Origin of the sequence: Desulfosarcina ovata subsp. ovata (assembly GCF_009689005.1) — a bacterium.
Taxonomy (GTDB): domain Bacteria; phylum Desulfobacterota; class Desulfobacteria; order Desulfobacterales; family Desulfosarcinaceae; genus Desulfosarcina; species Desulfosarcina ovata.
Map to the genome: position 1 here is coordinate 4,050,264 of NZ_AP021879.1, position 24,850 is coordinate 4,075,113.

The 24,850-nt window shown below is 46.9% G+C and carries 24 protein-coding genes, 1 pseudogene and 1 riboswitch; of the genes and pseudogenes, 17 read left to right on the forward strand and 8 right to left on the reverse strand.

Going from position 1 to position 24,850, the window contains the following annotated elements:
* Window positions 1-34: 34 nt before the first annotated feature.
* Both GN112_RS17915 and GN112_RS17920 read left to right on the forward strand, forming a co-directional pair.
* Window positions 35-1,480, forward strand: a complete 1,446-nt coding sequence (locus GN112_RS17915; protein WP_331457567.1) for an nSTAND1 domain-containing NTPase — start codon at window positions 35-37, stop codon at window positions 1,478-1,480.
* Between the two features lie 191 nt (window positions 1,481-1,671).
* The gene (locus GN112_RS17920; RefSeq protein ID WP_162458989.1) at window positions 1,672-2,532 is read left to right on the forward strand and encodes a TIR domain-containing protein; all 861 of its coding nucleotides are present in this window, start codon (window positions 1,672-1,674) and stop codon (window positions 2,530-2,532) included.
* A 519-nt stretch (window positions 2,533-3,051) separates the two neighbouring features.
* Here the strand turns inward: GN112_RS17920 and GN112_RS17925 are convergent.
* A complete protein-coding gene (locus GN112_RS17925; protein ID WP_176603544.1) occupies window positions 3,052-3,315 on the reverse strand; it encodes a hypothetical protein in 264 nt (87 codons plus the stop codon).
* A gap of 256 nt (window positions 3,316-3,571) precedes the next feature.
* Between GN112_RS17925 and GN112_RS17930 the strand changes: the two genes are divergently transcribed.
* The 4 genes from GN112_RS17930 (at window position 3,572) to GN112_RS17945 (ending at window position 8,286) form a co-directional block, all read left to right on the forward strand.
* On the forward strand, window positions 3,572-5,638 hold the full coding sequence (locus tag GN112_RS17930; protein WP_155311474.1) for a molybdopterin-containing oxidoreductase family protein: 2,067 nt from the start codon (window positions 3,572-3,574) through the stop codon (window positions 5,636-5,638).
* A gap of 681 nt (window positions 5,639-6,319) precedes the next feature.
* Window positions 6,320-6,616, forward strand: a complete 297-nt coding sequence (locus tag GN112_RS17935; RefSeq protein ID WP_155311475.1) for a hypothetical protein — start codon at window positions 6,320-6,322, stop codon at window positions 6,614-6,616.
* Between the two features lie 136 nt (window positions 6,617-6,752).
* Complete coding sequence (locus GN112_RS17940; protein ID WP_155311476.1) at window positions 6,753-7,283, forward strand: hypothetical protein; 531 nt, start codon at window positions 6,753-6,755, stop codon at window positions 7,281-7,283.
* A gap of 118 nt (window positions 7,284-7,401) precedes the next feature.
* On the forward strand, window positions 7,402-8,286 hold the full coding sequence (locus GN112_RS17945) for a hypothetical protein (protein WP_155311477.1): 885 nt from the start codon (window positions 7,402-7,404) through the stop codon (window positions 8,284-8,286).
* 320 nt (window positions 8,287-8,606) lie between these two features.
* Here GN112_RS17945 and ltrA read toward each other — a convergent pair whose 3' ends face one another.
* Entirely contained in the window at window positions 8,607-9,917 is a 1,311-nt protein-coding gene (ltrA, locus tag GN112_RS17950; RefSeq protein ID WP_231716902.1) for a group II intron reverse transcriptase/maturase, read from the reverse strand.
* A gap of 895 nt (window positions 9,918-10,812) precedes the next feature.
* Between ltrA and GN112_RS17955 the strand changes: the two genes are divergently transcribed.
* Window positions 10,813-11,544 carry a substrate-binding periplasmic protein gene (locus tag GN112_RS17955; RefSeq protein ID WP_155311478.1) on the forward strand — a complete coding sequence of 244 codons (732 nt, stop codon included), beginning with the start codon at window positions 10,813-10,815 and terminating at the stop codon, window positions 11,542-11,544.
* Between the two features lie 877 nt (window positions 11,545-12,421).
* Here the strand turns inward: GN112_RS17955 and GN112_RS17960 are convergent.
* Window positions 12,422-12,691 (reverse strand): BrnA antitoxin family protein, encoded by a 270-nt coding sequence (locus tag GN112_RS17960; RefSeq protein WP_155311479.1) that lies wholly within the window; start codon window positions 12,689-12,691, stop codon window positions 12,422-12,424.
* Window positions 12,688-12,939 (reverse strand): BrnT family toxin, encoded by a 252-nt coding sequence (locus GN112_RS35315; RefSeq protein WP_155311480.1) that lies wholly within the window; start codon window positions 12,937-12,939, stop codon window positions 12,688-12,690. The genes GN112_RS17960 and GN112_RS35315 overlap by 4 nt, the downstream gene beginning before the upstream one ends.
* Before the next feature lie 34 nt (window positions 12,940-12,973).
* Here GN112_RS35315 and GN112_RS34890 point away from each other — a divergent pair, with 34 nt between their 5' ends.
* A complete protein-coding gene (locus GN112_RS34890; protein WP_269434926.1) occupies window positions 12,974-13,108 on the forward strand; it encodes a hypothetical protein in 135 nt (44 codons plus the stop codon).
* 159 nt (window positions 13,109-13,267) lie between these two features.
* Entirely contained in the window at window positions 13,268-13,522 is a 255-nt protein-coding gene (locus GN112_RS17970) for a hypothetical protein (protein ID WP_155311481.1), read from the forward strand.
* A gap of 142 nt (window positions 13,523-13,664) precedes the next feature.
* Here the strand turns inward: GN112_RS17970 and GN112_RS17975 are convergent, their stop codons facing one another.
* Window positions 13,665-13,802: a hypothetical protein gene (locus GN112_RS17975; RefSeq protein WP_155311482.1), complete on the reverse strand. Its 138-nt coding sequence runs from the start codon at window positions 13,800-13,802 to the stop codon at window positions 13,665-13,667.
* Window positions 13,803-14,433: 631 nt separating this feature from the next.
* On the opposite strand from GN112_RS17975, the gene GN112_RS17980 reads away from it, so the two are divergent.
* Window positions 14,434-16,359: a response regulator gene (locus tag GN112_RS17980; protein ID WP_162458990.1), complete on the forward strand. Its 1,926-nt coding sequence runs from the start codon at window positions 14,434-14,436 to the stop codon at window positions 16,357-16,359.
* A gap of 98 nt (window positions 16,360-16,457) precedes the next feature.
* Window positions 16,458-16,550: riboswitch (TPP riboswitch) on the forward strand.
* 291 nt (window positions 16,551-16,841) lie between these two features.
* Here GN112_RS17980 and GN112_RS34450 read toward each other — a convergent pair.
* Window positions 16,842-18,746, reverse strand: a complete 1,905-nt coding sequence (locus GN112_RS34450; protein WP_155309797.1) for an IS1634 family transposase — start codon at window positions 18,744-18,746, stop codon at window positions 16,842-16,844.
* 163 nt (window positions 18,747-18,909) lie between these two features.
* Between GN112_RS34450 and GN112_RS17990 the strand changes: the two genes are divergently transcribed.
* Window positions 18,910-19,689, forward strand: a complete 780-nt coding sequence (locus GN112_RS17990; RefSeq protein WP_155311484.1) for a sulfide-dependent adenosine diphosphate thiazole synthase — start codon at window positions 18,910-18,912, stop codon at window positions 19,687-19,689.
* 653 nt (window positions 19,690-20,342) lie between these two features.
* On the opposite strand, the gene GN112_RS17995 is transcribed toward GN112_RS17990, so the two are convergent.
* Window positions 20,343-20,633 carry a hypothetical protein gene (locus GN112_RS17995; protein WP_155311485.1) on the reverse strand — a complete coding sequence of 97 codons (291 nt, stop codon included), beginning with the start codon at window positions 20,631-20,633 and terminating at the stop codon, window positions 20,343-20,345.
* Window positions 20,634-20,723: 90 nt separating this feature from the next.
* Between GN112_RS17995 and GN112_RS34455 the strand changes: the two are divergent.
* A pseudogene (locus GN112_RS34455) lies at window positions 20,724-20,866 on the forward strand (transposase); the annotation flags it as partial.
* A 379-nt stretch (window positions 20,867-21,245) separates the two neighbouring features.
* On the opposite strand, the gene GN112_RS18000 reads toward GN112_RS34455, so the two are convergent.
* Window positions 21,246-22,064 carry an enoyl-CoA hydratase-related protein gene (locus GN112_RS18000; protein ID WP_155311486.1) on the reverse strand — a complete coding sequence of 273 codons (819 nt, stop codon included), beginning with the start codon at window positions 22,062-22,064 and terminating at the stop codon, window positions 21,246-21,248.
* A 220-nt stretch (window positions 22,065-22,284) separates the two neighbouring features.
* Between GN112_RS18000 and GN112_RS18005 the strand changes: the two genes are divergently transcribed.
* The 5 genes from GN112_RS18005 to GN112_RS18025 all read left to right on the forward strand — a co-directional run bounded on the left by GN112_RS18005 (window position 22,285) and on the right by GN112_RS18025 (window position 24,839).
* The gene (locus GN112_RS18005; RefSeq protein WP_231717053.1) at window positions 22,285-22,740 is read left to right on the forward strand and encodes a GNAT family N-acetyltransferase; all 456 of its coding nucleotides are present in this window, start codon (window positions 22,285-22,287) and stop codon (window positions 22,738-22,740) included.
* Between the two features lie 109 nt (window positions 22,741-22,849).
* The gene (locus GN112_RS18010) at window positions 22,850-23,743 is read left to right on the forward strand and encodes a DUF1835 domain-containing protein (protein ID WP_155311488.1); all 894 of its coding nucleotides are present in this window, start codon (window positions 22,850-22,852) and stop codon (window positions 23,741-23,743) included.
* A gap of 135 nt (window positions 23,744-23,878) precedes the next feature.
* On the forward strand, window positions 23,879-24,124 hold the full coding sequence (locus GN112_RS18015) for a cyclic nucleotide-binding domain-containing protein (protein WP_155311489.1): 246 nt from the start codon (window positions 23,879-23,881) through the stop codon (window positions 24,122-24,124).
* A 56-nt stretch (window positions 24,125-24,180) separates the two neighbouring features.
* On the forward strand, window positions 24,181-24,591 hold the full coding sequence (locus tag GN112_RS18020) for a transposase (RefSeq protein WP_231717054.1): 411 nt from the start codon (window positions 24,181-24,183) through the stop codon (window positions 24,589-24,591).
* A 5-nt stretch (window positions 24,592-24,596) separates the two neighbouring features.
* A complete protein-coding gene (locus GN112_RS18025; protein WP_155311490.1) occupies window positions 24,597-24,839 on the forward strand; it encodes a hypothetical protein in 243 nt (80 codons plus the stop codon).
* The last annotated feature ends 11 nt before the right edge of the window (window positions 24,840-24,850 follow it).

A 24,850-nucleotide genomic window follows, 5' to 3' on the forward strand; every position in this document is an offset into this window, starting at 1 on the left:
TTTTCAAGGTTTGGCAGGCCTTTTTATTGCCGCGGTGGCTAACGTTCAACCATATTGTCTAACCACACTTATCAGTGTTGAGAAACTCTGTGTGCTACACGGCAAATCCGGATTAGGGAAATCCTCTTTACTGAATGCCGGTGTTATACCGAAGCTGAAGAAAAATGAGAATACAATAATTATTCCAGTACGTTTCAATAACTACAACAAGGATACGCTTCAATATCCACTTGATATTCTGGAAGACAAAATATCGCATTTTTCTAATACGAATTGTTTTTTAGATAAGATCGAATCTGAAAATAGGTCCCTTTGGCAGCAAATTAAGTGCATGCACAATGCAATTGACTATAAACAAAATATTTTATTAGTATTTGATCAATTCGAGGAACTTTTTACTTATCCCCAAGGTGTGGGTGAGGTTGCCGAATCGTTAGCGGAATTGCTCTATAACCGCATACCAAAAAGTTTTCAAAGAATGCTACGCCTGAAGCAACGAAAAAGCCCTGACCTGTTGACGGATGAACAGTGGGAATTCATTCAAAAGCCGCTGAATTTAAAATTGGTGTTTTCAATTCGTTCCGACAAAATGAGCCTGTTGGATGGACTTTCAACGCAGATACCCAATATTTTTAGATATTGTTACGAATTAAAACCCCTAACGCGAAAACAAGCCGAAATGGCGATCATTGAACCAGCCAAAAAACAGGGAGTATTTAACTCTGCGTCATTCGACTATGACCCAGGAACGTTGGAAGCCATCTTGAATTTTCTGACCCAGAAAGATCAAAGACCCATTGAATCTTTTCAGCTACAGATCCTCTGCCAATACATTGAAGAAAATGTCGTTATTAAAAACAATAATGCATTGGTTAAATTAAGTGAAGTTGGTGACTTAGCCGAAATCTATAGAAATTATTATGGATTCAGCATTAACAAATTAGGTTCCAAGGAAGAACAGAAACTTGCCAAGATCTTTATCGAAGAAGGACTGATTTTCGATGAGGAACAACGGCGCATCAGTATGTATGAAGGGCAAATTTATCGAGATTTCGATATCAATGACGATTTACTTGGAAAGCTTGTCGATACCCACCTTATCAGGGCCGAGCCGCACAGCAGCGGTGGCTATATGTATGAACTGAGTCATGATACACTGGTTGCCCCCATCCTAAAGCAGAGAGAACAACGCCAATTCGAGGAACGCCAAGGGAAAAGACGAAAAAAAATCATCAGGTTTCTCATCATTGTTGTTATTCCTATCTTCTTGTTGCTTATTTCTTTTGACCTTTCGAGCAAGGGAGGTTTTTTGGAATCCATCGCACAATCGCTTTTTGATGAGAAACAAGTCCAGAAATGGTTTAAAGAGATTCGCAAAAGGGATTGGGACAACATGATCGCTGCTGTTATCGGAATTCCTATTTTAGTTTTCTCTCTTCTTTCGCCCATCTATATTATCCATGAAATCGTTTCAGGTTAAAGTTTATTGATGAAATTTAAAAGAAGAAAAAGAAAGAAGAAAAAGAAAAAACAGCGCCACATACGAAAGACACAACAAGCTTAACGCGCTATGGCGCTCTTGATGCGGCGCTCGGAAAGTGTGTGGAGGCACTACAAAAAAGTGTGATAGAATCTGGAAGTTAAGATCCGATGAAGATTTTGAGCATTAAAATGAAAAAATTAATTGATAAAATTAGAAATTTGATTGCTGTCGACAAATTGGAAAAGGCCATTGAAGAGCTTCGGAAAGTTGCTCCTGATTTGAATACCGACTATGGCGACCAGTTAATTTCTCATCAGGCGGCTTTGGGTAAAAATAAAAAGGACAGCCGAAAGGGTCTCATCGGTCCTGAAGAGGAAAACAAAACGCGCACACGAATCAGATATGCGGTGTTGGATCTGCTCTCAGAACTTGAGCAAATAGGGTCTCCTCCAGTACCAGCACTTCCCGCTGAAAACCAACCAACCGTTTTTATTTCCTACAACCATGGCGATAGCGATGTCGCTCAAAAGTTAAAAAAAACACTTGAACAAAACGGCATTGCGGTACGCATCGACAGCGAGGCCATGAAAGCGGGTGAGGATATCAAAAGCTTCATCGAAAGGTCGATTGAGGAGACCACCATCACCCTGAGCATTGTTTCAAACAACAGCCTCCTGTCGGCTTGGGTGGCCATGGAAACCATCAATACCTTTTACCTTGAAAAATTCAAGCGCGATAAAAAATTGACTGCCTGTTATTTAGACGACGATTTTTTCAAGCCGCGATTCAGATTGGAAGCCACCCAAAAAATTGATGCTAAAATACAAGAAATAGACGAATTAATACCAGAATACATAGAAAATAAACTCGATACCATCGATTTGAACAATGAGAAATCCAGACTGCACCAGTTGCGAAACAATCTGGGGGAAATATTACTGCGTTTAAAGGAGACGCTCACACTTGATATCAGAAACGATCAATACGATAAAAGTTTAAGTAGAATCATTGAAACCATTACATCTCCCAGCAGAGTCTCACCGATATAAGGAATCATTAGACCGATATGGAAAATAAAGATGATACTTTGATGATTCCGAAAATATATGGGAAAAGATGGTATTTTTTGTTCTTACATTAAAAGTTGCCGGATTCGTAAAAAATCAAAAATCCATGTTTTGCGTCATTCCGGCGTAGGCCGGGCACGAAGTGAAGCTTTAGCGCTATCCTATAATTTCAGCGCATGCTGGATGCCGGATCAAGTGAGCGTGGACTCGGTAACTGATGGAAACGCGGCCACTCCAAATGGTGACATCATTCGATATGATATGGTTCGATATGGATGCGCTACGCGCCATCTGATTTGATTGGGTTTTTTAAGGCATGGGCAGAAAGGCTTGAATAAAGCCCAAAAAGCGAGGGGAACAGCAAGTGTGGTCTGCTGCTCCCCTCAGTGGCATCATTCAATGCCTCCTGCACCCGGCTATCCCTCGACAGGTTGCTCCCCAGCAGAGCCTGCCTCCGTTTCACCGGGCAACTGGTATTTCACCGTTATGAAAAACCGATGATCATTTTCTTCTCCTATGTTGGGATTTCGTCATTGGCGGTGAGAACAACTTAAAAAACAAAGCCTCATCGAGACGAGGCAGATTCTCTTGGGCCGCCGTGGCGAGCAATTCCGCGGCCATTTGGTTGAGCACCCGCAGATTGTTGGCCGCGTGAGCGGACAATGTAAGAATCAATTCGTCGGTCATCAGTTGACGGTTCCCGGCCGTCTCGAGAGCGAAATACAAATAATCCTGGAGTTGCTCGGGAGAAAGCGGTTCGAGCAATAACCGTGGTCCGATACGGCTGCCCAGGGGCAACAAGTCGGCGGACCGGAACCTGTCGGGGGGGATTGGGGGGGGATTGGGGACGTTCGTCGGATTTCCGGTTACAATTTTAGATCTGTCTACTAAGCGGTTAGTATGGCACGGAAAGCCCGCATAGACGCCCCTGGAGCGTTGCATCACATCATTTTAATCTGAAAATCCGATAAACCGAGGAACGTCCCCCAAACTCCTCAATTTTATTTTTTCAAGAGGATGTATGAAAACTGTTTCAACAATGTGCCGTTTCTGCCTGAACACATGTCCTGTCGATGCGGTTGTAAAAGACGGGAGGCTGATTTCGGTAAAAAGAAAACCTGTTCCCGGAGTTACCGTGCGCCGCTTCTGTCCGAAAAATGCCGCGGCTCCCCATATTGTCTATGCTCCTGACCGGATTACATCACCGCTCGTCAGAAACAATGCAGACAGAAATCAGAATTTTCAGAAAGTATCTTGGAATACGGTGCTTTCAGACATGGCAGATAGACTTTTATTCTATAAAAACAAATATGGTCCGGAATCTGTGGCCTGGCTGAAGGGAACCGGTGAGGACTGGGGGCCGGTCTGGCAGTATACTCAGAGATTTATGCATGCATTCGGGTCTCCGAATGTCATCGGAAACGGCTCATTGTGCCATGCAACAAGAGCTCTGCCCGCTTTTATCACATACGGAACCGGAACCAGGCCGGACACCCTCAATGCTGAATGTATAATAGTGTGGGGAAAAAATGATAAAACCTCCAGTCCGCCTGACTATAACCTGCTGATGGAAGGAATAAGGCATGGTGCGAAACTGATTGTCATTGATCCGGTAAAAACAGACATTGCCGACTCCTCAGACCTGTGGCTGCAGATAAAACCGGGCTGTGACGGCATTCTGGCCATGTCCATGATGCAGGTCATTATTGCCGAAAATTTATATGACTCACATTTTGTTGCTGAATGGACGACCGGTTTTGACCGGCTCACAGAGGAGGTACGGAATTATGCACCTGAGTATGTGGCCTCTTCCATATGGCTGACCCCTAAGGAGATACGGCAGGCCGCCCGTCTGTATGCCGGATCGAAACCGGCCTGTATAGCAGACGGCAACGGGCTTGACATGAATGCCGATGTCACCCGGAATGTGCGGGCTGTCTGCATGTTACGGGCATTGTGCGGAAACCTCGATATTAAGGGAGGTGATGTTTTTCCGCAGAAGGTACCGGTCAGAGACATGAGTCTGAAAGACGCACTGAATCCGAAAGTGAAGCCGGTCACAGCCGGATACCCTTTGTTCAGCAGTTTCAACAAAGGCGGGGGATCTCCTGTGAGCACAGTTATCCCCGATGCAATTCTGGATAAAAAACCGTATCCAATCAGGGCTCTTATTATTCAGGCATCCAACCCCCTGGTCACAGCGGCAAACTCACTACGGGTTGCGGAAGCCCTGAAACAGGTGGAATTCCTTGTGGTGATTGACCTGTTTATGACACGGACAGCCGGACAGGCAGATATTTTTCTGCCGGCAACAACAACTTTTGAAACCACGCAACTGAATATAGCAGGTCTGAACGCAAATAGAATGCTTTTACAGGAAAAAGTGATTGAACCTCTGGGAGACAGCAGGCCCGGCTGGCAGATTATTTTTGATCTTGCCGGAGCGCTGAAGCTGGACGAAGCGTTTCCCTTTCAGACTGTGGAAGAAGCCATTGATTTCCAGCTTGAACCTTCCGGTATAACAGTCAGGCAGATGCGTGAGCATCCGGATGGCCTTACCCTGCAAAAACCGGAATTTGAAAAATACAGACAGCACGGTTTCAATACACCTTCCGGCAAGGTCGAGTTTTATTCGGAAACCTTATCTGAATACGGGTATGAACCGATCCCCTCTTTTGAACTTTCCCGGGCAGGAAGGATCACCTTTGACTATGCAAAGGAAAAATATCCTCTGGCCGGCATCAGCGGTGAGAAATCAGGCTGGTTTGTTCATTCCCGCTACCGGAACATCTCCTGGATAATTGAAAAGGAGCCGGAGCCTTTTATTGACCTGCATCCGGATGATGCGGAACTGCGGGGGATCAAAGATAATGATTCAGTAAGAATCATATCCCCTAACGGTGAGATTTTCATGAAGGTCAGACTCAGCGACTCGGTGCGGTGCGGAACCGTCCGTGTTCCCTGGGGATGGGGTGAGCATGACCTGCGCTTCAATATAAACTCCCTGACTGATGATGCAGAAAGAGATTCAGTTGCAAGTACGCCTTCAGTCCGGGCATTTATGTGCGATGTAATAAAAAGGGATTAACCGCCGTAAAAGCTCTAAACATGCTAAAAAAACAAATGTCATGCTAACCCGGCGCTGCACTCGGACACAAAGGGTTCCGTTCCGCTGCGCTCCACTCCACCCTCTGTGCCGGTGGGTTAGTGGGAAAAAATGAACCACTTTACTAAATCAGAGTTTCAATCATTATTGACCAAACAGAAGGAGTATGCCGCAAAAAGAGGACGATTCGGATCGATATCACTATTGATCACTATTGCTATTCATCGGAGCCTCAATACTGGCTGAAAAGAGAATCAGCTTTATTTCAGATCATAGACTCATATTTGGCTCAATATTTTTGGCTTTGTTGTTCATTATCACAGGGTTTACGATAGTTCCAATGTTTCAGCACATGCACAAAATTGGCCTCGTCTGTCCATATTGCAACCACTTGCTTGATCGGCATCGCAGTGAATCGGTGCTTAAAGATTTTAAGTGCGGAAAGTGCGGTCAAGTTATTTTAAAATGAATTGCGTCCACTAACCACTACTTTCACTGGACTCGCAGGGTTGGCGCGCTTAGCCTTATGCTAAGTTTTACGGAAACTATCTTCTTCAAGGGCCTTCTTCCCTTCTCGCCTGTGAAGTAGGCCGTTGTGTGTAAAAAATGTATTCGACTGAAGATAAAATATTCGCATTATTAACAGGTCACGCAGGTGATCTGTTGAATAAATTGCAGGCTCAAAATGCCACAGCATATTCATATAGTGATATCTACGATTTCAAAAGAAAAGACATAGATGAATATATCAAAATAAATGGTATCCCAAATGAATGTTATAAAAAGTCTCCCTCATTGAAAGACGGCTATTATCTTGTTTCTGACGACAAAAAATGGTCTGTTTATTATCAAGAACGAAATATCAAATTTAATGAGAAAAACTTTAAAAAGGAACAAAAGGCTATTGATTATCTTGTGTCACTACTTTTGAGAGCATCATGTACTGGAATTGATTTTTGAAAATCATCAAAAAACACACAACAAATTAATACAGTAGATTGCCAGGGCGGGAGGCGCGTGCCAGCCTGAAATGTCGCATTGCCCTGTCAACTGCTGATCATGGTTGGGCATTTAATAGAGGAACATTTTTAAGATTATGAACAAAAACGTCATATCTACTTTGGTAATTATAGTTGCGGTAATAGCTGGGGTCATTTACTGTGAGAAAAAAAATGAATCTAACCGTGCTGAATTTAGAAACATTACAAATTCCGATATTGGACAAGACTTTGTTGCATTTATAGAGCAGCATAGAGAGAATTTGAAAGAGCTATTTTTATCAAACGGTTATAAGTTTGACACCGAGTGGGCCACTCCAAAAAACTCTGTTGAACCTGATTGGTTAGGCAAGCAAGTTATTGCAATTATAAAAAAGAAAAAAGTAAATTCTATATCCGGAACAGTATCCATTACCGGAACTCATCGATATCAAGGCACCGAACTAGTGCTGCCAGCATTGGTTTCATTTTATTTTCGTCATATTGATAACCAATGGAAATTAGCAATACGTGATGGATATTTTGTAGATCCATATGAAGAAAAAGATAGCGAAGGTTTGGCAATTCCACCTGAAATATATGCAGGAATTAATAAAATATTTCCAGTTAACTACGCTGTGTATTATTAAATGCTCTTTGCCACATTCACAGCCCAACCTCGGCCTGTAACGGATCGCGGCCAAAAAGCAGTCGCTCCCGCTAAGGCCGGTCGTTGGGCGTTTTAAACATAAATTTATGGACCAAGCAATGAAATACAGCCTTACCGAAGATGATTTGTATCAACACATATTCGATTCAAAAATTTTTTCGAATTGGCACTACTATGCATATCATTTTAATTATCGACTTAGGGGTTCTGATCATCCATTTGCACAATCAATTGTCAATGCATGTATAGACTGTGATAAAAAACTACCCGATTTTGCAAAGGAATTTATTGATGCAATAGCATCCATTTCTGGACGAGAAAAATATGAGCCACACTATGAACAGTTATTGCAAAGAATTTCAGAGCTTCATGTTATCCATAAGTTATTAACATACGAGTGGCCATTTGAAGCAGTTTTTCAATGGGAACCAACAACCCAAAAAAGCAAAAAGAACCCAGAGTTGAACATTAAAGGAGGAAGCAAAACATTTGGTATTGAAGTTAAAGCACCTTCCTTGCTTTCGCATATCAAAATTCGACAAAGCAACCCGACTCAGCTTTCTGCTCGAAATTTCACAAATGATGAAATTGAGCAGTTGCCCGATACCGAAAAAGGAATTACTTACCCACGCGATAATCCTTTGAAGGATTTTCTTATAAGTGCAGAGAGTAAGTTTAGGCCTTTCAAAGAAGAAAATCCCGAGTTCAGTGGCGTCCTTGTCGTTGTCTGGGATGATTTTATTTACGAACCCATTTCTGCTTTACTCCACGAGAAGAGTGGCCTTTTTACACAAAACTCCTTTGACCCAGATAAAAACACATTTCCAAATGTAGATGGGGTTGTGTTAATTAGACATTTGCATCAACTAATGAGGGCGGCTGGTGACAAGCCGTTTGTAGATTCGTGCCGCCACCCCTTAGATTATGGGCGGGATGGAGAATATCCTCCCAAAGCTTTTATGGCTCATCGCGGATTAGTGTGAAAACCAAACATATGGTTTTTATTTTTATTGTAAAATCATTGGGTAAAAATATCTATGACTTTGATCATAGGGAAAAATCACACTAATCCGCGATGAGCCGCTTTTATATCAAACCCAAATGGCAATGGTGTTTCAAAGACTCTACTTGAGTGCCTGCAGGCATATACACCAAGTAAAGAAATGGGGGCAGAATACTCAACATCTGATTTGATTTGGTGGAGTTAGCGCCCATCGGGATAGGGAGTAGCCTCGCGGCCACCCCCTCCCACACCACCCGGCATACGGATCGCGTACCAAGGCGGTTCGGCTGATCAGGAAGGTTATTGAGCAGGCAGGAATAGTCCTCGTTCGAAGAAGTAACGGTTTGGTAGAGCAAATATCACCCACTTGACCTTGCTCATGCGCCAGTACTTTTTGCGGGCGTTACCGCAAAGCATGGCGTCCTTATGCGCAATGCCAAGCTTTTTGAGGTTTCGGACCTTGGTCCTGGGGTTTTTCCATTGTTTCCAGACAACGCACCGCAGCCGGCGGATGATCCAGCCATTGAGTGACTTGAACAGGTGCCTGGCTTCTGTCAGGCGATAATAGTTCCACCAGCCAATCAGGTACTGATTCAGATCTTTGATAATCTGGCTCAGACTTCTCCCTTGATTACGGTTCGTCAGTTCCCGGACTCGCTCCTTGAAACGTGAAATTGTTTTCCGGTGGATCCGGATCTTGGTCTGTCCACACATACTGATAAAGGTAAATCCCAGGAATTTGCGGAGCCATGGTCGGCTCACTGCGCTTTTCTCCTCGTTCACCTTGAGCTTGAGCTTCGCGGTGATGAACTTCGTGATGCTCTTGTTCACACGCTCGGCGGCTTTCCGGCTTTTGCAGTAGATCCTGAAGTCGTCAGCATACCTGACGAATTGGTGACCCCGCTTCTCCAATTCCTTATCCAGTTCATCGAGTACGATGTTGGAGAGCAACGGCGACAGAGGACCACCCTGGGGCGTTCCTTCTATGCTGGGACTGACAAGCCCCCCGATCATCGTTCCGGCCGTAAGGTACCGGCGGATCAATTTCAAGACCCGTTTGTCCCGGACCCTGGTGGCCAGCCGGCTTAAAAGCCGGTCGTGGTTAACTCGGTCAAAAAACTTGGACAAATCCATGTCAACCACGTGGGTGTACCCGTCCAGCAGATAGCCTTTGGCTTGTAGGACAGCGTCATGGGCTGATCGTCCTGGTCTGAATCCGTAGCTGTACTCAGAAAAGGTCGGGTCCCAGATCTGCTCCAATACCTGAGCTATCGTCTGTTGGATAAGGCGGTCCAATACCGTGGGGATACCAAGCAGGCGGACACCGCCATCCGGTTTGTCGATCTCCTTCCTTCTGACCGGTAAGGGACGATAATCCCCATTTAGCAGGTCCTGCTTGATCTTCGGCCAGTGCCTTTTCAGGTACCCTTTCAAGTGGTTGGTTTTCATGCCGTCCACACCCGGGGCGCCTTTATTGGCAACGACCTGGTTCATTGCTCTGAGCACATTACGTCGTTCGAGAATCAACTCCAACAACTGCTCTCTGCCTCCCAGACTTTCGGCAAGCCGCGACGCTACAAACATTTCCATCTGCTGTGGCTTTATGTTCATAAGTACACGTCTCCTAATGGTCATTTTCATTTACCCGTACCATTCGGGCCGGGCACCGTTCGGGCCTTTCACCGGGGTGAGCCTCCTGTTACGCTTGACCCGCGGGTAGCTCGCGCATCTCGTTTCCTCCGGTTACATTATGCCCTCTGCTGACTCCCGCTGCACGGTGGGCGCACCTTGCGGTTTGCTCACTCGGATCATCTGCCGCCGCCGGATCCTTTGGTTTCGTGTCCCTCTCCATAGCGGAGTTTGGCTCATCGCCGGTCAGGAGCCGGTCTTCCGACGATGCCGGGGGTTTTGGTGGCCGGAATCCCCCCTACCGGCAATTTCACACGACAAGTCCCGAGATGCAGCGGGCCTCCCGGGGTAAACACACATCTTTCGGTACGTAAGCGCCGAGTATACGAGCACTGCCTGAGATGGATAGAGGACTTAACCTTGTGTTGCAGGCTGGTCCCACAGATGCGCGCCTGACTCGATTTCTGTTCGTCACCCCGTACCTTCGCGACGGCCCTGCCGCAGCAGGGCGGCTTCCTCCCCAGGCACCGTTGCCGGATACCCAGTTGCCATGTCGCTACACCCTTCGCCTCCATCGGGCTGGGTCTAAGACTTGCCAAGCGATCCAACAGACTGATATGCTTGGCTCACTTTTAAGATGTGTGCCGTGCCCGGCACACAACAAAAAAAATGCAGGGGACGCAAAGAGCCGCGCCCCTGATTTCAGCGTTGGCGAGCAAGGGACGAAGGTCTGGAAAGAGTGGACGTATCGCAGGGTTAAGTTTTCAACGAGGAAGAGCTCTGGATGCGTTGCTGATATCTCGTCAAATATGCCGTGTTGCTGAGATGAACATACCATCTCGTAAAATAACGTAAGAAAAAGCATGAGAAACAATCGATGAAAACGCCGTATACCGTCTGGTATGTGATGATAGTAATGGTCTTCGCCACGCTTCCCTGTGAGGCGCAGGACCATCTGTTGTTTTCCCGGCCGGGAGACCGGTCGGGAGGAGTGGCGATGTTAATGGGAGAGCGTATCCTGAAGGAAGCTTATACGAGACTGGACACCGATTTTGAATTTCGAGAACTGCCCAGCCTTCGCGCCCTGGCCACGGCCAATAACGGCGGCACTGATGGAGAATTTCAACGTCTTGCCGGACTTGAGCAGACATATCCCAATCTCATCATGATTTCTGTTGCAATAGGCCATGTGGATATTGTGGTCTACACCAAAGAGATGGAATTCGCGGTCGAGGGGTGGCACAGTCTTGCGCCGTACTCCATCGGCTTCGTAAGAGGATTTCAACTGGTTGAAGCAAAGACTGAGGGAATGCACGTAGAGGCGGTCTTTACTCCCAAACAGGCATTTCTCATGCTCAATGCCGGTCGAAGTGATGTCGTCGTGGATAGCAGAAGTACGCAGTGCGTGCTCAAAGACCTCAACATGTCAGGCATTCGGATTTTAGAGCCGCCACTTGATCAGCTTGTCCTGTATCATTATCTTCACGTACGTCATGCGGACCTGGCCGTAAAGTTGGAAGCGGTCTTGAATCGCATGGAGCAAGAAGGAGAGTTAAAAATCCTGGAAGAGCAGGCCATGCAGGATTTTCTGGAGTTGTGTGGGCACTAGCCGAGCCTTCAAGTTTCCGGAAAAAACTCATTGAGCGGGGAGAGTCGACTTATCGTTCATTGCTGTTCTCGCCTGACCGGTCCGGAACATCTGAGAATATGTTCGAATGTCTGCCATCGCCCGTCTATTGAGGTTTTTCAGGAAACTCCTTCCATCCGGTAAAAGGCACACGGCTCGAACCATAAATCATGTGCCGAGGGGGATAATTGCGTCGCATTCGTTAGGGTTGAGTTAACCACTCGATCGGTTCATTGTTTACTTTGAATGCTTTTCAGAGGAAAGGCCAATGCGCCAACCATGCCATCCAGTAGACCGCAAGGGCCGGTGGGGTTTGGAAAGTCAGTTCCTGATTGTTCATAATCAAATACCTGGCCACTCAGTGGAAGCCCTGGCGGCAACTGATGGCCACGAACCGCGCGGTAAGGTTTTAAGTTAGGCGCAATTGGAAAGACTGCTAAAGGGAAAGTGAATAAAGAAACGCCGATATTTACTTCCGATACTATGAAATGATGAGAATTGCAATAAGAATATATGTCTTTTATAAATACTACTTATAGAAAAGGGGAGTCGGGGACGTTCATTCGATTATTGGCTGCCTTTTTTATAACAATGGAAAATGAGTCCAGGCGCCCTTAACATGCGCCAATCGCTACCGTAATGCGACGTCTTCTGACCGGAGAGCGTTGGGGACGTCCATTCGATTATTGACTACTATTTTCATCAAGGCAAAATTCAAGTTCATGGGCAACAATGGGACACCGCACTGCCAGGACAGGATAAAGGGCGACGACGAATCCCTGGAGACAGCGACTTTGTCGGAGGGCAGCGGGAACGGGCATCAAATTATGCGTTCATAGTTTGAGGTGATGCTTCGCCTTTAATGCCTCAATTCAGAATCGATACGTTCAGCTAAAAAAATCTTCAATAGCGACTGATAGGGAACATCTCTTTTATTTGCCAATAATTTTAATTCTTCGATCATTGATTCCGGTAAGCGAATCGAAATTGTCCGTGTCGAAGGTTTTAAACGCGAAAATACAGCTTCTTCGGCATCGGACCAGTCAATGAATTCAGAAGAGTCGTTATTTTGCCAAAAAAGGCGTTCCTCAGCTTCATCGTTAAATTTTGGAACTTTCTTTTTTTTCATTTAAGGTACCTCTGCGTTTCTGCGTCCGTCATGTCTCTTGCTGAAATAATCCTGATTTTATCAACGCGAACGGTAAAAACGGCAAAAAGCAATCGGCTCATGTTGGTACGGCCGAGGGCATAATAATGATTTTCAGTTGAAGAATGTTCCTTGTCGCGTTTCACGATTATCGGTTTATTGAAAAAGATTTGTTCACATTCAACAAATGATACATCTTTCTTATTGTTTGCATACGGGTTTACTTTCAAGGTATAAGAATTTAAGGAAAAATACCTTTATTTGATGGACGAGGCGAACCTTGCCGGCAAAGAGATCACCATTACAAAAAACGGTAAGCCGGTTCCCATCCTGAAACCCTACCGCACCCTGGCCCAGACAATTTTCGGGTTGCATAAGGATCGTATCAATAGCAATTAGGATTTGATCGACCCGCTGGATGTTCAATGGGATGCATAAAAACATCCCGAGAACCATACAGACTCTACTCTGATCATCAATCGCTCAGGTTAGGTCAATATTTCTCGGGATTGATGGCACCGGTTCAAAACCCGCGATAAGCGTTAGGAACTTGGTAAAATGAAGCATTGCCTTGACATTTCACCCGCCAACCAACGACTGTTTCAGGATCGCGAGGGTCGTCGAGTCCTGCTGCACAAGGCCGGCATTGCCGTTTCCTTCTGGCTGGATGAAAATAACACGGTTCACGTGGTGGAGCGGATTACGGGAATCGATTTCAAGGAAACAGGCACGCAATTGAAACAGAACGGCTGGACGTGTGTCGGACCGGGTATGGCCTATGCCGGATTGCTGGAAGATCGGGATTGTGCGTAACGCGGATAATCCCGGAATCATCGAATGAAGAATTAAAAGTATTGGCAAACAAACGAGAGAATACCGATCTCACCCCATCTGCGGCGTCAGATGGCTTCCCGCATAGCCGACTATAGCGGAAAGCCATCTTCCTTAGCGGATGCTACATCTTGAAACGGCCCACCAGGTGATTGAGTTGCTCGGCCATTTTTGCGAGACTGTCGGCATTTTTCAGCACGTCCGTACTGCCCTTGGCGATATCGGTGGAGACGGCCGAACTTTGCGACACGTTGTGGTTCATCTCTTGAATGCCCCGGTAGGCCTCCTCAATGTTGCCTGCGATCTCCTGGGATCGTCGGGGACATTCCTTGTGGGGGGATTGGGGACGTTCGTCGGATTTCCGGCTTACAATTTTGATGCTCTCGTAAAAAGTAAAAAATTACAGTCTGGCGTCATTCCGGCGTAGGCCGGAATCCCGTAATTTCAATTCTTTCTGGATGCCGGATCAAGTCCGGCATGACGGTCCGGCGACTTTTTACGAGTTCATCAATTTTAGATCAGTCGACTAAAAAGTTATTATGCCACGAAAAGCCTGCATAGACGCTCCTGGAGCGTTGCATCACATCCTTTTAATCTGAAAATCCGATAAACCGAGGAATGTCCCCCATTGCCCCTATTGGCAACCTCTATGGAAAACCGTTGTCGCAGGCATGGCCAGCTCTTACAACGCAACCCATTAAACAGCCATATCGTAAGAACGTGTAGGAGCGGTCCTTGGCCGCGAAAAACAGGAAACCGTCCAAATGCGGTTACCCTGTAAGGATCTACCCATCGTATTGTTGATTACATAGAGATGGTATACAGTATGGGGAAGTGGCGTTTTTTTTGCTGGACCACGTCAGTGACGCCGGATGTTGCTTCAGGAGATATGTATGCTGCTGCTCGACATCGATGAAAACGTTATCGCCGAACGGACGAATTTGCTTTACCGGAATGCCCTTGCTTCCAACCTGACGGTTCTGATCGCAAGCTTCATATTCAGCGGGATTCTCTATGGCTCAATCCCGGCGTGGCATCTGTTTGGCTGGCTGACCTATATGTGCATCGGCGCGGCCATCCGGCTGTCGCTGTTTTTCTGGCGGCAGCGCGATCCAGGAGCAACCGACGCTTCCGGCTGGGCACGCCGTTATTTTTTGGCGACCGCTCTGCTCGGCGTTGGCTGGGCGCTGATATTTCTTATCTCCCGGGTTGACGATGTGTGGCTGAGGATGGTCGTATTGTTGCTCGTGGTCAGCATGGTAGCGCTCGCGGTCCCGGTAATGATTCCATATCCGCGGATCTTGTTCAGCTATATCCTGCCCGCCCTGATCGTGGCGTTGCTTGTCCAGATTTCGCGTGGCGGGATCAAGCACATGCTGCTCGGTCTGGCATTTGGGGTGTTTATCCTACTGATCTTTCGTGCGGTCGGCAACTTCTATCGTCTGATGATCGACAGCTTGCAGACGCGTTTCGTCAATGAAACCCTGGCCCATGACCTGGATCACCAGAAGGCCGCCGCCGAGGCCCTGAACGATCGTTTGCAGGTCGAAGTCCAGGAACGTCGGCAGGCCCAAATGGAGCTGGAGAGGCATCGGCAGGATCTTGAACGGCAGGTGCAGGAACGCACCATGGAGTTGACCCTCGCGAAGGAATCCGCCGAAATGGCCAACCGCGCGAAAAGTGAGTTTCTGGCCAACATGAGCCATGAGATCCGTACCCCGATGAACGGCGTTCTCGGCATGATTTCCCTGGCGTTGATGACCGACCTGGATGAACGGCAGCATAACTATATCAGCAAAGCGCACAAATCCGCCGAGCGGCTGCTGGGACTCTTGAACGATATCCTCGATTTCTCAAAGATCGATGCAGGCAAGCTCGAGATCGAGCATGTCAACTTCAGCCTCGAGGAAGTCATTGCTCATCTGGACGATCTGATCCGGATCAAAGCCGAGGAAAATGGGATCGCATTTTCGATCGACGTCGATCCCGATGTCCCACAGGCCCTGGTCGGTGATCCGTTGCGCCTTGGGCAGATGCTGATCAATTTGACGAGTAATGCGGTGAAATTTTCGGACCAGGGTGATCGGGTTTCCGTTCAGGTCTCCCTAATAGAGAAGACAGATGTCGAAGCGGTCGTCGAATTTGCCATTCGAGATACCGGGATTGGCATCTCCGGAGAGCAACTCGACAGACTGTTCCGCGCCTTCAGCCAGGCCGACGGTTCTACCACCCGGAGGTACGGCGGCACGGGATTGGGGTTGATCATTTCACAGGAAATTGCACACCTTATCGGTGGCAGAATCGAGGTGGAGAGTGAAGTCGGTGTTGGCAGCACCTTCCGCTTGACGGCCCCTCTGGAGCGGCAACCGGCCTCCCTGCCGTTGAAAGAGAGCGACGACCAGATTCACCAGAAGGTGCCGGAGCACGTTGTCGAACACGACACAGAACGAATACTGCTGGTTGAGGACAATGAATTAAATCAGGAGCTGGCGCAGGAAATGCTTCTCACCCAGGGGTATCAGGTGGATATTGCTGAAAACGGGGCCGTTGCGTTGGAGAAGCTTGAAAGGATGAACTTTGACCTCGTTCTAATGGATTGCCAGATGCCGGTCATGGACGGTTATGCCGTGGCCCGCAAGCTCAGGGAGGAAAAGCGCTTCCGCAGGCTGCCGATCATTGCGCTGACGGGGCACGCGATGAAGGGGGATTCCCAAAAGTGTTTTGCCGCAGGAATGGATGATTATATCACCAAGCCGTTCAGTCTGGACTCTTTGATTAACACGGTTCAAAAGTGGCTCAAAACGTCGCGGGAAAGCTAATTTCCACCAGCGAGAACTTTTCCGAACAACGATTTGGGGAAACAGGCTCTAAGGATAATTTTTGTCCTTGACAAAGCAATCCTTGGCAACTAAATACTTCTACCAAGCAGGGGTGGTCAGATTGGCCTGAGATAATACCCTTTGAACCTGAACCGGATAACACCGGCGTAGGGAGCTCAAACGAATGATGTTCGTCTCGACGTCGATTCCTGCTGGAATCGACGTTTCTTGTTTGTCACCATTTTCCCTCCCCTGCATTTGGCGCTTTCGCCAGTTCCCGACCCGTACTTGTCCTTGAGAGCGGCTACCGTTTTCCAACGGCCATGATGTCGGCCCGGTTTGCCTGTTTTCGGACGGGGATGGATGTCGGGATGGATACCCACTCTTTTTTCTCAACCCATCTTTTCCGCTTGAATTTAATATTTACTGTAATTTCTAATAGTTGAGTCATACGCTAAGGCGTTTATGGCACTACTTATTTTTTATACCTCATATTTTACCACTTTTCCTGGACTATGAGGCACACCCAGTGCATCATAAATTTTTAGTTGACGAGACTCTGCTTTTGTGCTTTTTCTAACATGTATTGTCTCGCCATTTTTACTTCTCATTACTGCTGTTGTTCGATTTTGGCCGTCTAATTCTTTTCTCAAATCGGACCAACTTGTATGAATCCCATTTTCTTTAAGTCTAAACCTGATTGTATGAACGTGGTGATAAGCTAATAATGTGATAAAGAGATGTCCTTTTACTCTCCTCGTTATTTGATGAAACACCGGCCGTAAACCCAACTCCGATTTTAAACTTCGAAATACAGCTTCAAGATCAGTCAACATCGTATATGTACGCCAAAGAATAGTTTCATCCAGATCGTTCAAGTTTGTTCTCAAACAATAAACGCCTGGATTTGAATCTGAAGAGTCAGAATTTTTTTTTATCTTCCAGGTAATCTTTGTCGCCTTCTTTGATCCTTTATCTTTATGGATGGTAATCTCATAATTTTTAGCAGCTTTGGTATATTTTTGTTTCAGCCGTCCTACTTTTTCAACAACCTTCTCATAAATCTTTAGCCGACCTTTTTGATTTAAACCATCGTTCAATGATTTTAAGTCTGCTTCAAATCTTTCTGAAAATCGATTTTGAATGCTCTGATCCTTTTTTTCTCGCTCACTTGAATGACAATAAATTTCAGTCTCTTCTGTTTCCTTGACATATTTTTTGTACGCTTTAACAATGTAATCCTTATCTCTTTTTACTTCAACAGCTTTATCATGATCAAATTCTCTATATCTTTTCCTGCTGACAACAAGGTATCGGTAATGATTCGCCTGCAACCATTGTACATTATCGTTTGTTGCTATCCCGGCATCCATTACGACAACTGGTTTCTTTTTATCAAAAACACTCATCTGCTTATCGTCTTCTAATGAACTTTCTGATGGTTTATTCAAGCTTGAAATCATTTCTTCCAGTGTTGATGGCTCACTAACGTTTCCGGAAAATATTTTACTTCTTCTTGGAAAGCCGCTACTGTCCAAAACTAAAGCCAAAGTTACCAAGGGACAGTCTGAGCGTTTTTCTTTTGATTTTCCATGCTTGCCAAGTTCATTATACTTACAGCTTCCCTCAAAAAATGTGTTTGTCAAATCATAAAGTGTAATTATTTCTTCAAAACCAAACAAAAAACGTTCTCGGTTGTATAAATGCCTTTCAATCGCTTCTTTGTCTTTGTAAATACGGTCAGATATTTCATAGATTCGTTTTAGCGACATACTTTCATAGTCATAGCCGATTAATTCGCCTAAACCGCTTCGATTTTGCAGCCAGTAATGCGTTGATAACTCACTGCCGGGAACCGCCATTCGACCAACTATACTTCCGATTGCAGCTGCTATTTGATGATTATTATATCCAAGACCTTCAAATATTTTATCCAATTGTAATTTGAGAAATGTTTCATGTGATACATGTTCAATACTAACGCTACGCGGTCTTATAAGTTCAAGACTATCGATATCAATCAAACGGTAATCGGGGGCATCTATACTATCGTTTTTGTCTGTATTGTTGTTTTGACTCGACCGGGTTTGTATGATTTGTGCAGCATAATGCTGTGCGGCTTGCTCAATTTTTTCCGGCAATTTAAACAAACTTGATTGACCATTAATAATTCCCTCAACACGACAAGCAATATCTGGCCATTGTTCTCGTGGAAAAGGAAAATTTTTACCGAGATTTATAATAGTGCGCTGCTTCACCTTATTTCCAACTCTAACTGATTCAACAAGGCGATGAGTGAAATATGTTTCGCCATCTTTTTTGCTCTTAATTGTTGTTCGTCGGATATACATGCCATCTTGAATTACAGAAAAAACACCGATTGTCAATACTTCGGTGAATTTTATGGCACTACTTTGGCCGGTAAAATTTCAACATATTGTAATTATAAATAAAATAATTTCATATGTAGTAAAAAACGCGGTTTTTCAGCAATTTTCCGGAAAAAAGTGACAAAGATGGGTCAACCGATTTACTAAGAAGGAGGTTTGCATGTTGAACGAAGTCACCATCAGCAGGGGGATTATCCAAGCTTATTTGCAGAAACTGAGCAACTCGCTCGAACTGGATGTCGCCATCGTGGGTGGCGGTCCCTCCGGCCTCGTCGCCGGAACCTATCTTGCCATGGCCGGGAAAAACGTCGCCTTGTTCGACCGGCGATTATCCATCGGTGGTGGCGTATGGGGGGGCGGTATGATGTTCAATGAAGTCGTGGTCCAGGAGGAGGGAAAAACGGTATTGGATGAATTGGGGTTTCAGTGCCAACCGTTTGAGCCGGGGTACTACACCCTTGACTCCGTATACCTGGCCTCGGGCCTGGTGCATAAGGCGGTTTGTTCTGGATTGAAAATATTCAATCTCGTGAGCATGGAAGATGTCGTAATCAAGAACAAACGTGTGGCCGGACTGGTGATCAATTGGGGCGCCATTGAAACCTTGAAATGGCATGTGGATCCCCTGACCCTGCACGCCTCCTTCGTGCTGGATGCCACAGGACACCCGGCCAATGTCACCGAGGTGCTGGTTCGGAAAATGGGCGTCACCTTGGACACGGCAACCGGCGGCATGGTGGGTGAGAAATCCATGGACGCCGAAACCGCTGAAATGGATACGGTCAACAATTCAAAAGAGGTCCATCCCGGTCTTTTTGTCAGCGGTATGGCTGCCAATGCGGTGTGCGGTGGCTATCGAATGGGACCGGTGTTCGGCGGTATGCTTCTTTCCGGGAAAAAGGTCGCCCAAGCCATGATCGAACAGGGCAATCGCATGTAGATTTCCGGGTTACTTTTCTTCCCCAAATTAGAGCGTCCATGAATGTCAAAGACCAAATGAAAAATGCCAAATGGTGGTATTCTATCTATTTTAAATCGATTTCATCCTTCATTTGACATTTGGGCGTTGGCATTTGACATTTTCCCACTTTCGGGAATGGTGCGTGTTCAGGAACGGCCGGTTTTTGATTTTACTTGCGATTGCCCTGCATGATCGAACGGTTACCGTTGACAGATTGATCTTCCCTGAGAGCCTGTTTGAGAAGTCTGGATCAGGCCCGACAACAAGGTGGAAAGTGGCTCGAAAGCGGAGCATATATGTGATATGTGAGCATTTTGAGACACTTTCCAACGCCGTTAGCGGGCTTTAGACGGATTTATCAAACAGGCTCTAAGTTCTCCAGTGCTTCCTCATCGGAATTGATATCCCCCTTGTCCAGGCCGATGCCAAGGTTCCAATAAATGGCGCCTGGAGCGATTATCTGGCTTATCAGCAAAGCGCATTGGAGGCTGCATATCGAAATATGTGGCCTTCAATGGAACGCCGCAGAGGGAACCAAGAACAAGCACTAGTATTAGCCGCGGCCCCAAAACCGATATAAATCCGTATTGCGCCAAGAGGATCCTTACCTGAAAGGCCTTGCCGTTTATGTCCTAATCACGTGATTTATTCCTATCCCGCCGATCAAAAAGTGGATAGGACCTTGAGTCGACAATTTCCGCATTCTCTAGCAACGAAACGACATCGATCCCCCAGTAGGAGTGATTTTTTCTAAACGTCATTCCTGGCTTGATCCGATAAGTCCCAAAGGCATTCCGAATATCGGCATTTTTTATACTAGACCATGAGCCATCTGCATTTTTGTGGAATAGATCAAGCTTGATCAGGGTCGCATTCGGATCCATTTTGGGCTTTTCTTTGGTTGAACTATGGTGCATGTGCATCGATTTTCTCCTTTCTTGTTGTAAAAGAAATGAAGACGTTCTTAATACAGACCAATAGTTCTCTATACATGCATTAAACCAATTGTAAGAAATATTTATGAGTTAACTGCCGAGCAAATCGCTACCGCTTATACGCTTCGCTGGGATGTCGAAAGCTTTTCGCTTGGAGGAAAAGGCATCTGAGAGTGTATCATCTTATCGCCGGAAGTGAGCATGGATTAACGCAAATCCTGAGGGCGCCGGCAAAAAATAATTCCTCCATCTTGCTTGTCCTTGTGCCCGTCTACGGCGTTCCATCCACCGGCACATATAACGAATATGCACCGGCGGATGGGCCTTGTAGACGAACACAAATCCGACGCCATCTGGTGGAAGTATTTTTTGCCGGCACCCTTAACCGAATTTTACTGACTTTACCCGATAGATGTCAAAATTTTTTTTCGACCATATGATGATCCTTACCGGAAAAGGGCTTGGTTCTAACTTCGTCCACTTACCCCCTCGTTCCCACGCAGAGCGTGGGAACGAGGGGGTAATATGGGATCAGCCCGTTTTAATCGTTCCTAAATCCAGGTGGGCGAAGTTAGAACCAAGCCCCCGGAAAATACCGGTCTACTGGCCCTTGAAGTGAGGCGTCCTTTTTTCCTTAAGCGCCCTGACCCCTTCGAAGTGATCGGCCGTTCGCTGGGTGATTCCCTGGAAGGCGGCGACCAGATCCAGATGCCCGCTGATTTCCGCAGTCCGGGCCTGACGGATGGCTTTTTTAATCATCGAAACAGCGACAGGGCTGTTGCCGGAAATCATTTGGGCGATTTTTTCGGTTTCTTCTTTCAGAGATGCTTCTTCGACAAGGGTATTCAGGAGGCCGAGGGCAAGGGCCTCTTCTGCCGTTACAATCCGTCCGGTAAGGGAAAGCTCCATGGCCTTGGCGAATCCGACCACTCTCTGGAGGAAAAAAGCGCCCCCGTCCCCGGGCACCAGGGCCAGCTTGGCAAAGGTTTCGCCAAACCTGGAATGCCGGCACCCGATCCGAATGTCACACATGCAGGCGAGGTCGCACCCGGCCCCGATCGCAGCCCCGTTGACCATTGCGATAATCGGGGTGTGAAGGGACTCGATCGTTATTGGAATCTGCTGGATACCCTTTGTGTACCTGCGCCTGAGTTCCTCCGGGTCGCCGGCAAACATGCCTGTTTTTTCTTCCATGGCCTTCACGTCGCCGCCGGCACAGAAATTCTTGCCCGCACCCGTCAGGATGATGACGCGCACGTCGTCATCCCAGTCCGCTTCCCGGAGCAAACGGCAAAGGTCCATAATCATCTGATCCGAAAACGAATTGGAGTACTGGGGCCGGTTCAGTGTCACCCACAGCAGCGGGCTGTCCATCTCGACGATCAGATCTGAATAGGTGTGTTTAAGGTAATCTTCCATATTTTTTATTATCTCCAATCGAAAAATAGATGACCAATTAAAGGCCTGGCATCAAGCTCCGGTTGACTGCCGATTTCTTTCCGCCAGCCTTAAAAAAATCTGTTGGTTGGCATGAGCTGATGAAATACGGTATGGGTATTTGGATATCATAGTATTACGCATACGAAACAAACCCAACAAGAATGTGCAAATCTGATTTCAGAGTTGGGTAGCTTCTGATTTGGCTTTAAAACAGCAAAAAAAGAGCGTTCAAATGAATATCCAAATAAAAACAGAATGCACAGACATCGATTGGGGAACGGTTCCAGAAATTTTAAAATCGGTTGGAATGGCGCACTACAGCCCTGAGAAGCATCGACAAGCGTTCGAAGCCAGTTGTTGCACCATCTTTCTGTACGATGGTGAAGATTTGATTGGTTTTGGCAGGGCCATATCGGATGGCGCCTATCAAGCCGTTGTGTATGATGTTGCTATCCTTGAAAAGTATCAGGGGCATGGCTTTGGAAAGCGAATCATTCAAGAGATTTTATCACGCGTATCGAATTGTCATGTTATTCTTTATGCGAGTCCCGGCAAGGAAGGATTTTACGAAAAATACGGTTTCAGAAGGATGAAAACAGGTATGGCTTCTTTCCTGAACAAAGATGCCATGGCGAAACGGGGCTTTACGGAATGATGGGCGGCGAACCCGGATTGTTGCCGGCTCGAAGGGTTGGCTTGCCGTCCATTGACCCCATCCGCTTATGATCGGTAACGGATTCCGATCCGTCGGCAGGAGAAAACAGATGGGCAAGGTGTTACACATCACCAGCGGTGACATCGCTGGCGGAAGTTTGAAAAAGGCAGGTCTTCCCGGGGACGTGTTTGTCTGGCATGATATTCTCTATGACGGCCCCCGGCAGCCAGGTTGGCCCACGGAGAAGACGCTCAACGATCGTGCGCTGTTTCTGGAGACTTTCACCACAGGCGGTTTGACGCGGAATCGTATTCTGAAAACCCTGTATCATCAGTATGACAAACTGGTTGACGCCGCTACCGTTGAACGGATCGTTCTGTGGTTCGATGCCTGTCTTTTTGACCAGTCCATGCTTGTCCATGTTCTCTCGTGCCTATCCCTCAAAAAGATCCGAAACGTGGAGCTTCTTTGTGTGGATGCATTTCCCGGAATCGAGCCCTTCCACGGGCTCGGACAACTGCGGCCGGAACAATTTTCCGTCCTCTATCCTGACCGACATGCCGTCACCGACGAACAATTCAGTTTCGCCGCCGTCGTGGACAACGCCTTCGCCACGCAGGACACGGCCCTTTTCAGCGAATTGTCGAAAAGAGCCGGGGCGCCGCTGCCATGGGTGCCGGCGGCAATAACCCGATGGCTGCAGGAACAGCCCGATCCGAAAACCGGTCTGGGCCGGCTCGAAACCCTCATCCTTGCCGCGATCCGTGCCGGTTGCGAAACACCGGGGAAAATTTTTGCGTCGGTGGCTGCCGCCGATACGCCCCCGCAATTTTGGGGAGATACGACCCTGTGGGCCAAGATCAACGGTCTTGCGGACCGTCTGCCCCCGCGCGTGCGGATTGAAGGGCCCGCCGCCCGCTTGCCGCAATGGGAGAGCGAAGTGCCGCTCGATGAATTCAGAATTAGAGAAGAACAAGACTGCCATCCGTCCGTGCCCCCCTGAACATTCCATGGGGATTTGTATCCGTGATCCACAACATGGAAGCGAGACTTAATTTTACCCAGCATCTGCAAAACGGGGATCCGCTCACCCGCCGGACCGTGCAAGTTCCTAAATTCTGACACAGGAGCGAACGCGTTGAGACCTGCACCAACAGAATTCCTCAGCAGGATCTTGAGGGAAAAAGTCTTCCAAAACAGCCCCAACCCAGGCGATGCGCTGGCCGAACTATCGCGTATGTTTGTCCAAAAGCGCTGCTCCCGGAAAGAGATATTGGTCCATGCCGGTGAAAAATGGTCCCGGATCTATTTCATCCACAAGGGCCTCATACGGCTCTTTTACACCGACCTTAAGGGGCGTGAGTTCAACAAGAGTGTGGGATAGGGACGCCCTTAACATATAAAATTACTTTTTCTAAACCGAATTGATATGAAATTCATATGCCCAGACAATCCCAAATAGATGCCCCCGGCGCCCTTCACCATATAATTGTGCGGGGAATTGAACGGCGGAAAATATTCCTTGATGACCAGGATCGAAACAGCTTTATCGAACGGCTGGGGCACATCGTTGAGCATACGGGAACCATGTGTTACGCATGGGCGCTCATCCCAAACCATCCTCATCTTTTGCTGCGTACCGGCCAGGCGCCAATCGCTACTGTGATGCGCCGTCTTCTGACCGGCCATGCCGTAGGCTTTAACAAACGCCACCGTCGTTCTGGTCACTTGTTTCAGAACCGCTATAAATCGATCTTGTGCCAGGAAGATCCCTGCTTTCTTGAGCTGGTGCGGTACCCAAGGAACGCTTTGAATCTCAACACGCACTCAAGGCCCGAGGAATCGATGTAGACCATTTGGCCCTGCGAGTTGCCGAGTTGCTTGGAATAAACGTCAAGCAAGTGTGGCAGCCAGGAAAAGCGCGCCTTCAGGTGAAGGATGAAATCGATTTTAAAATAGATAAAATACCACCATTTGGAATTTTTCATTTGGTCTTTGACATTCATGGACGCTCTAATTTTGGGAAGAAAAGCAACCCGGAAATCTACATGCGATTGCCCTGCCTCCTCTTGCTAAATACCTTGCCCAATCTTGGATAAATATACTATAC

Coding starts and splice junctions, on each gene's coding strand:
- GN112_RS17930 (WP_155311474.1), top strand. CDS start 3,572: ATGAAAACTGTTTCAACAATGTGCCGTTTCTGCCTGAACACATGTCCT.
- GN112_RS17990 (WP_155311484.1), top strand. CDS start 18,910: ATGTTGAACGAAGTCACCATCAGCAGGGGGATTATCCAAGCTTATTTG.
- GN112_RS17980 (WP_162458990.1), top strand. CDS start 14,434: ATGCTGCTGCTCGACATCGATGAAAACGTTATCGCCGAACGGACGAAT.
- GN112_RS17995 (WP_155311485.1), bottom strand. CDS start 20,633: ATGCACATGCACCATAGTTCAACCAAAGAAAAGCCCAAAATGGATCCG.
- GN112_RS17955 (WP_155311478.1), top strand. CDS start 10,813: ATGAAAACGCCGTATACCGTCTGGTATGTGATGATAGTAATGGTCTTC.
- GN112_RS18010 (WP_155311488.1), top strand. CDS start 22,850: ATGGGCAAGGTGTTACACATCACCAGCGGTGACATCGCTGGCGGAAGT.
- GN112_RS18000 (WP_155311486.1), bottom strand. CDS start 22,064: ATGGAAGATTACCTTAAACACACCTATTCAGATCTGATCGTCGAGATG.
- GN112_RS34890 (WP_269434926.1), top strand. CDS start 12,974: ATGGACGAGGCGAACCTTGCCGGCAAAGAGATCACCATTACAAAAAAC.
- GN112_RS17970 (WP_155311481.1), top strand. CDS start 13,268: ATGAAGCATTGCCTTGACATTTCACCCGCCAACCAACGACTGTTTCAG.
- GN112_RS17945 (WP_155311477.1), top strand. CDS start 7,402: ATGAAATACAGCCTTACCGAAGATGATTTGTATCAACACATATTCGAT.
- GN112_RS17940 (WP_155311476.1), top strand. CDS start 6,753: ATGAACAAAAACGTCATATCTACTTTGGTAATTATAGTTGCGGTAATA.
- GN112_RS17920 (WP_162458989.1), top strand. CDS start 1,672: ATGAAAAAATTAATTGATAAAATTAGAAATTTGATTGCTGTCGACAAA.
- ltrA (WP_231716902.1), bottom strand. CDS start 9,917: ATGAACATAAAGCCACAGCAGATGGAAATGTTTGTAGCGTCGCGGCTT.
- GN112_RS18020 (WP_231717054.1), top strand. CDS start 24,181: ATGCCCAGACAATCCCAAATAGATGCCCCCGGCGCCCTTCACCATATA.
- GN112_RS17960 (WP_155311479.1), bottom strand. CDS start 12,691: ATGAAAAAAAAGAAAGTTCCAAAATTTAACGATGAAGCTGAGGAACGC.
- GN112_RS17975 (WP_155311482.1), bottom strand. CDS start 13,802: ATGAACCACAACGTGTCGCAAAGTTCGGCCGTCTCCACCGATATCGCC.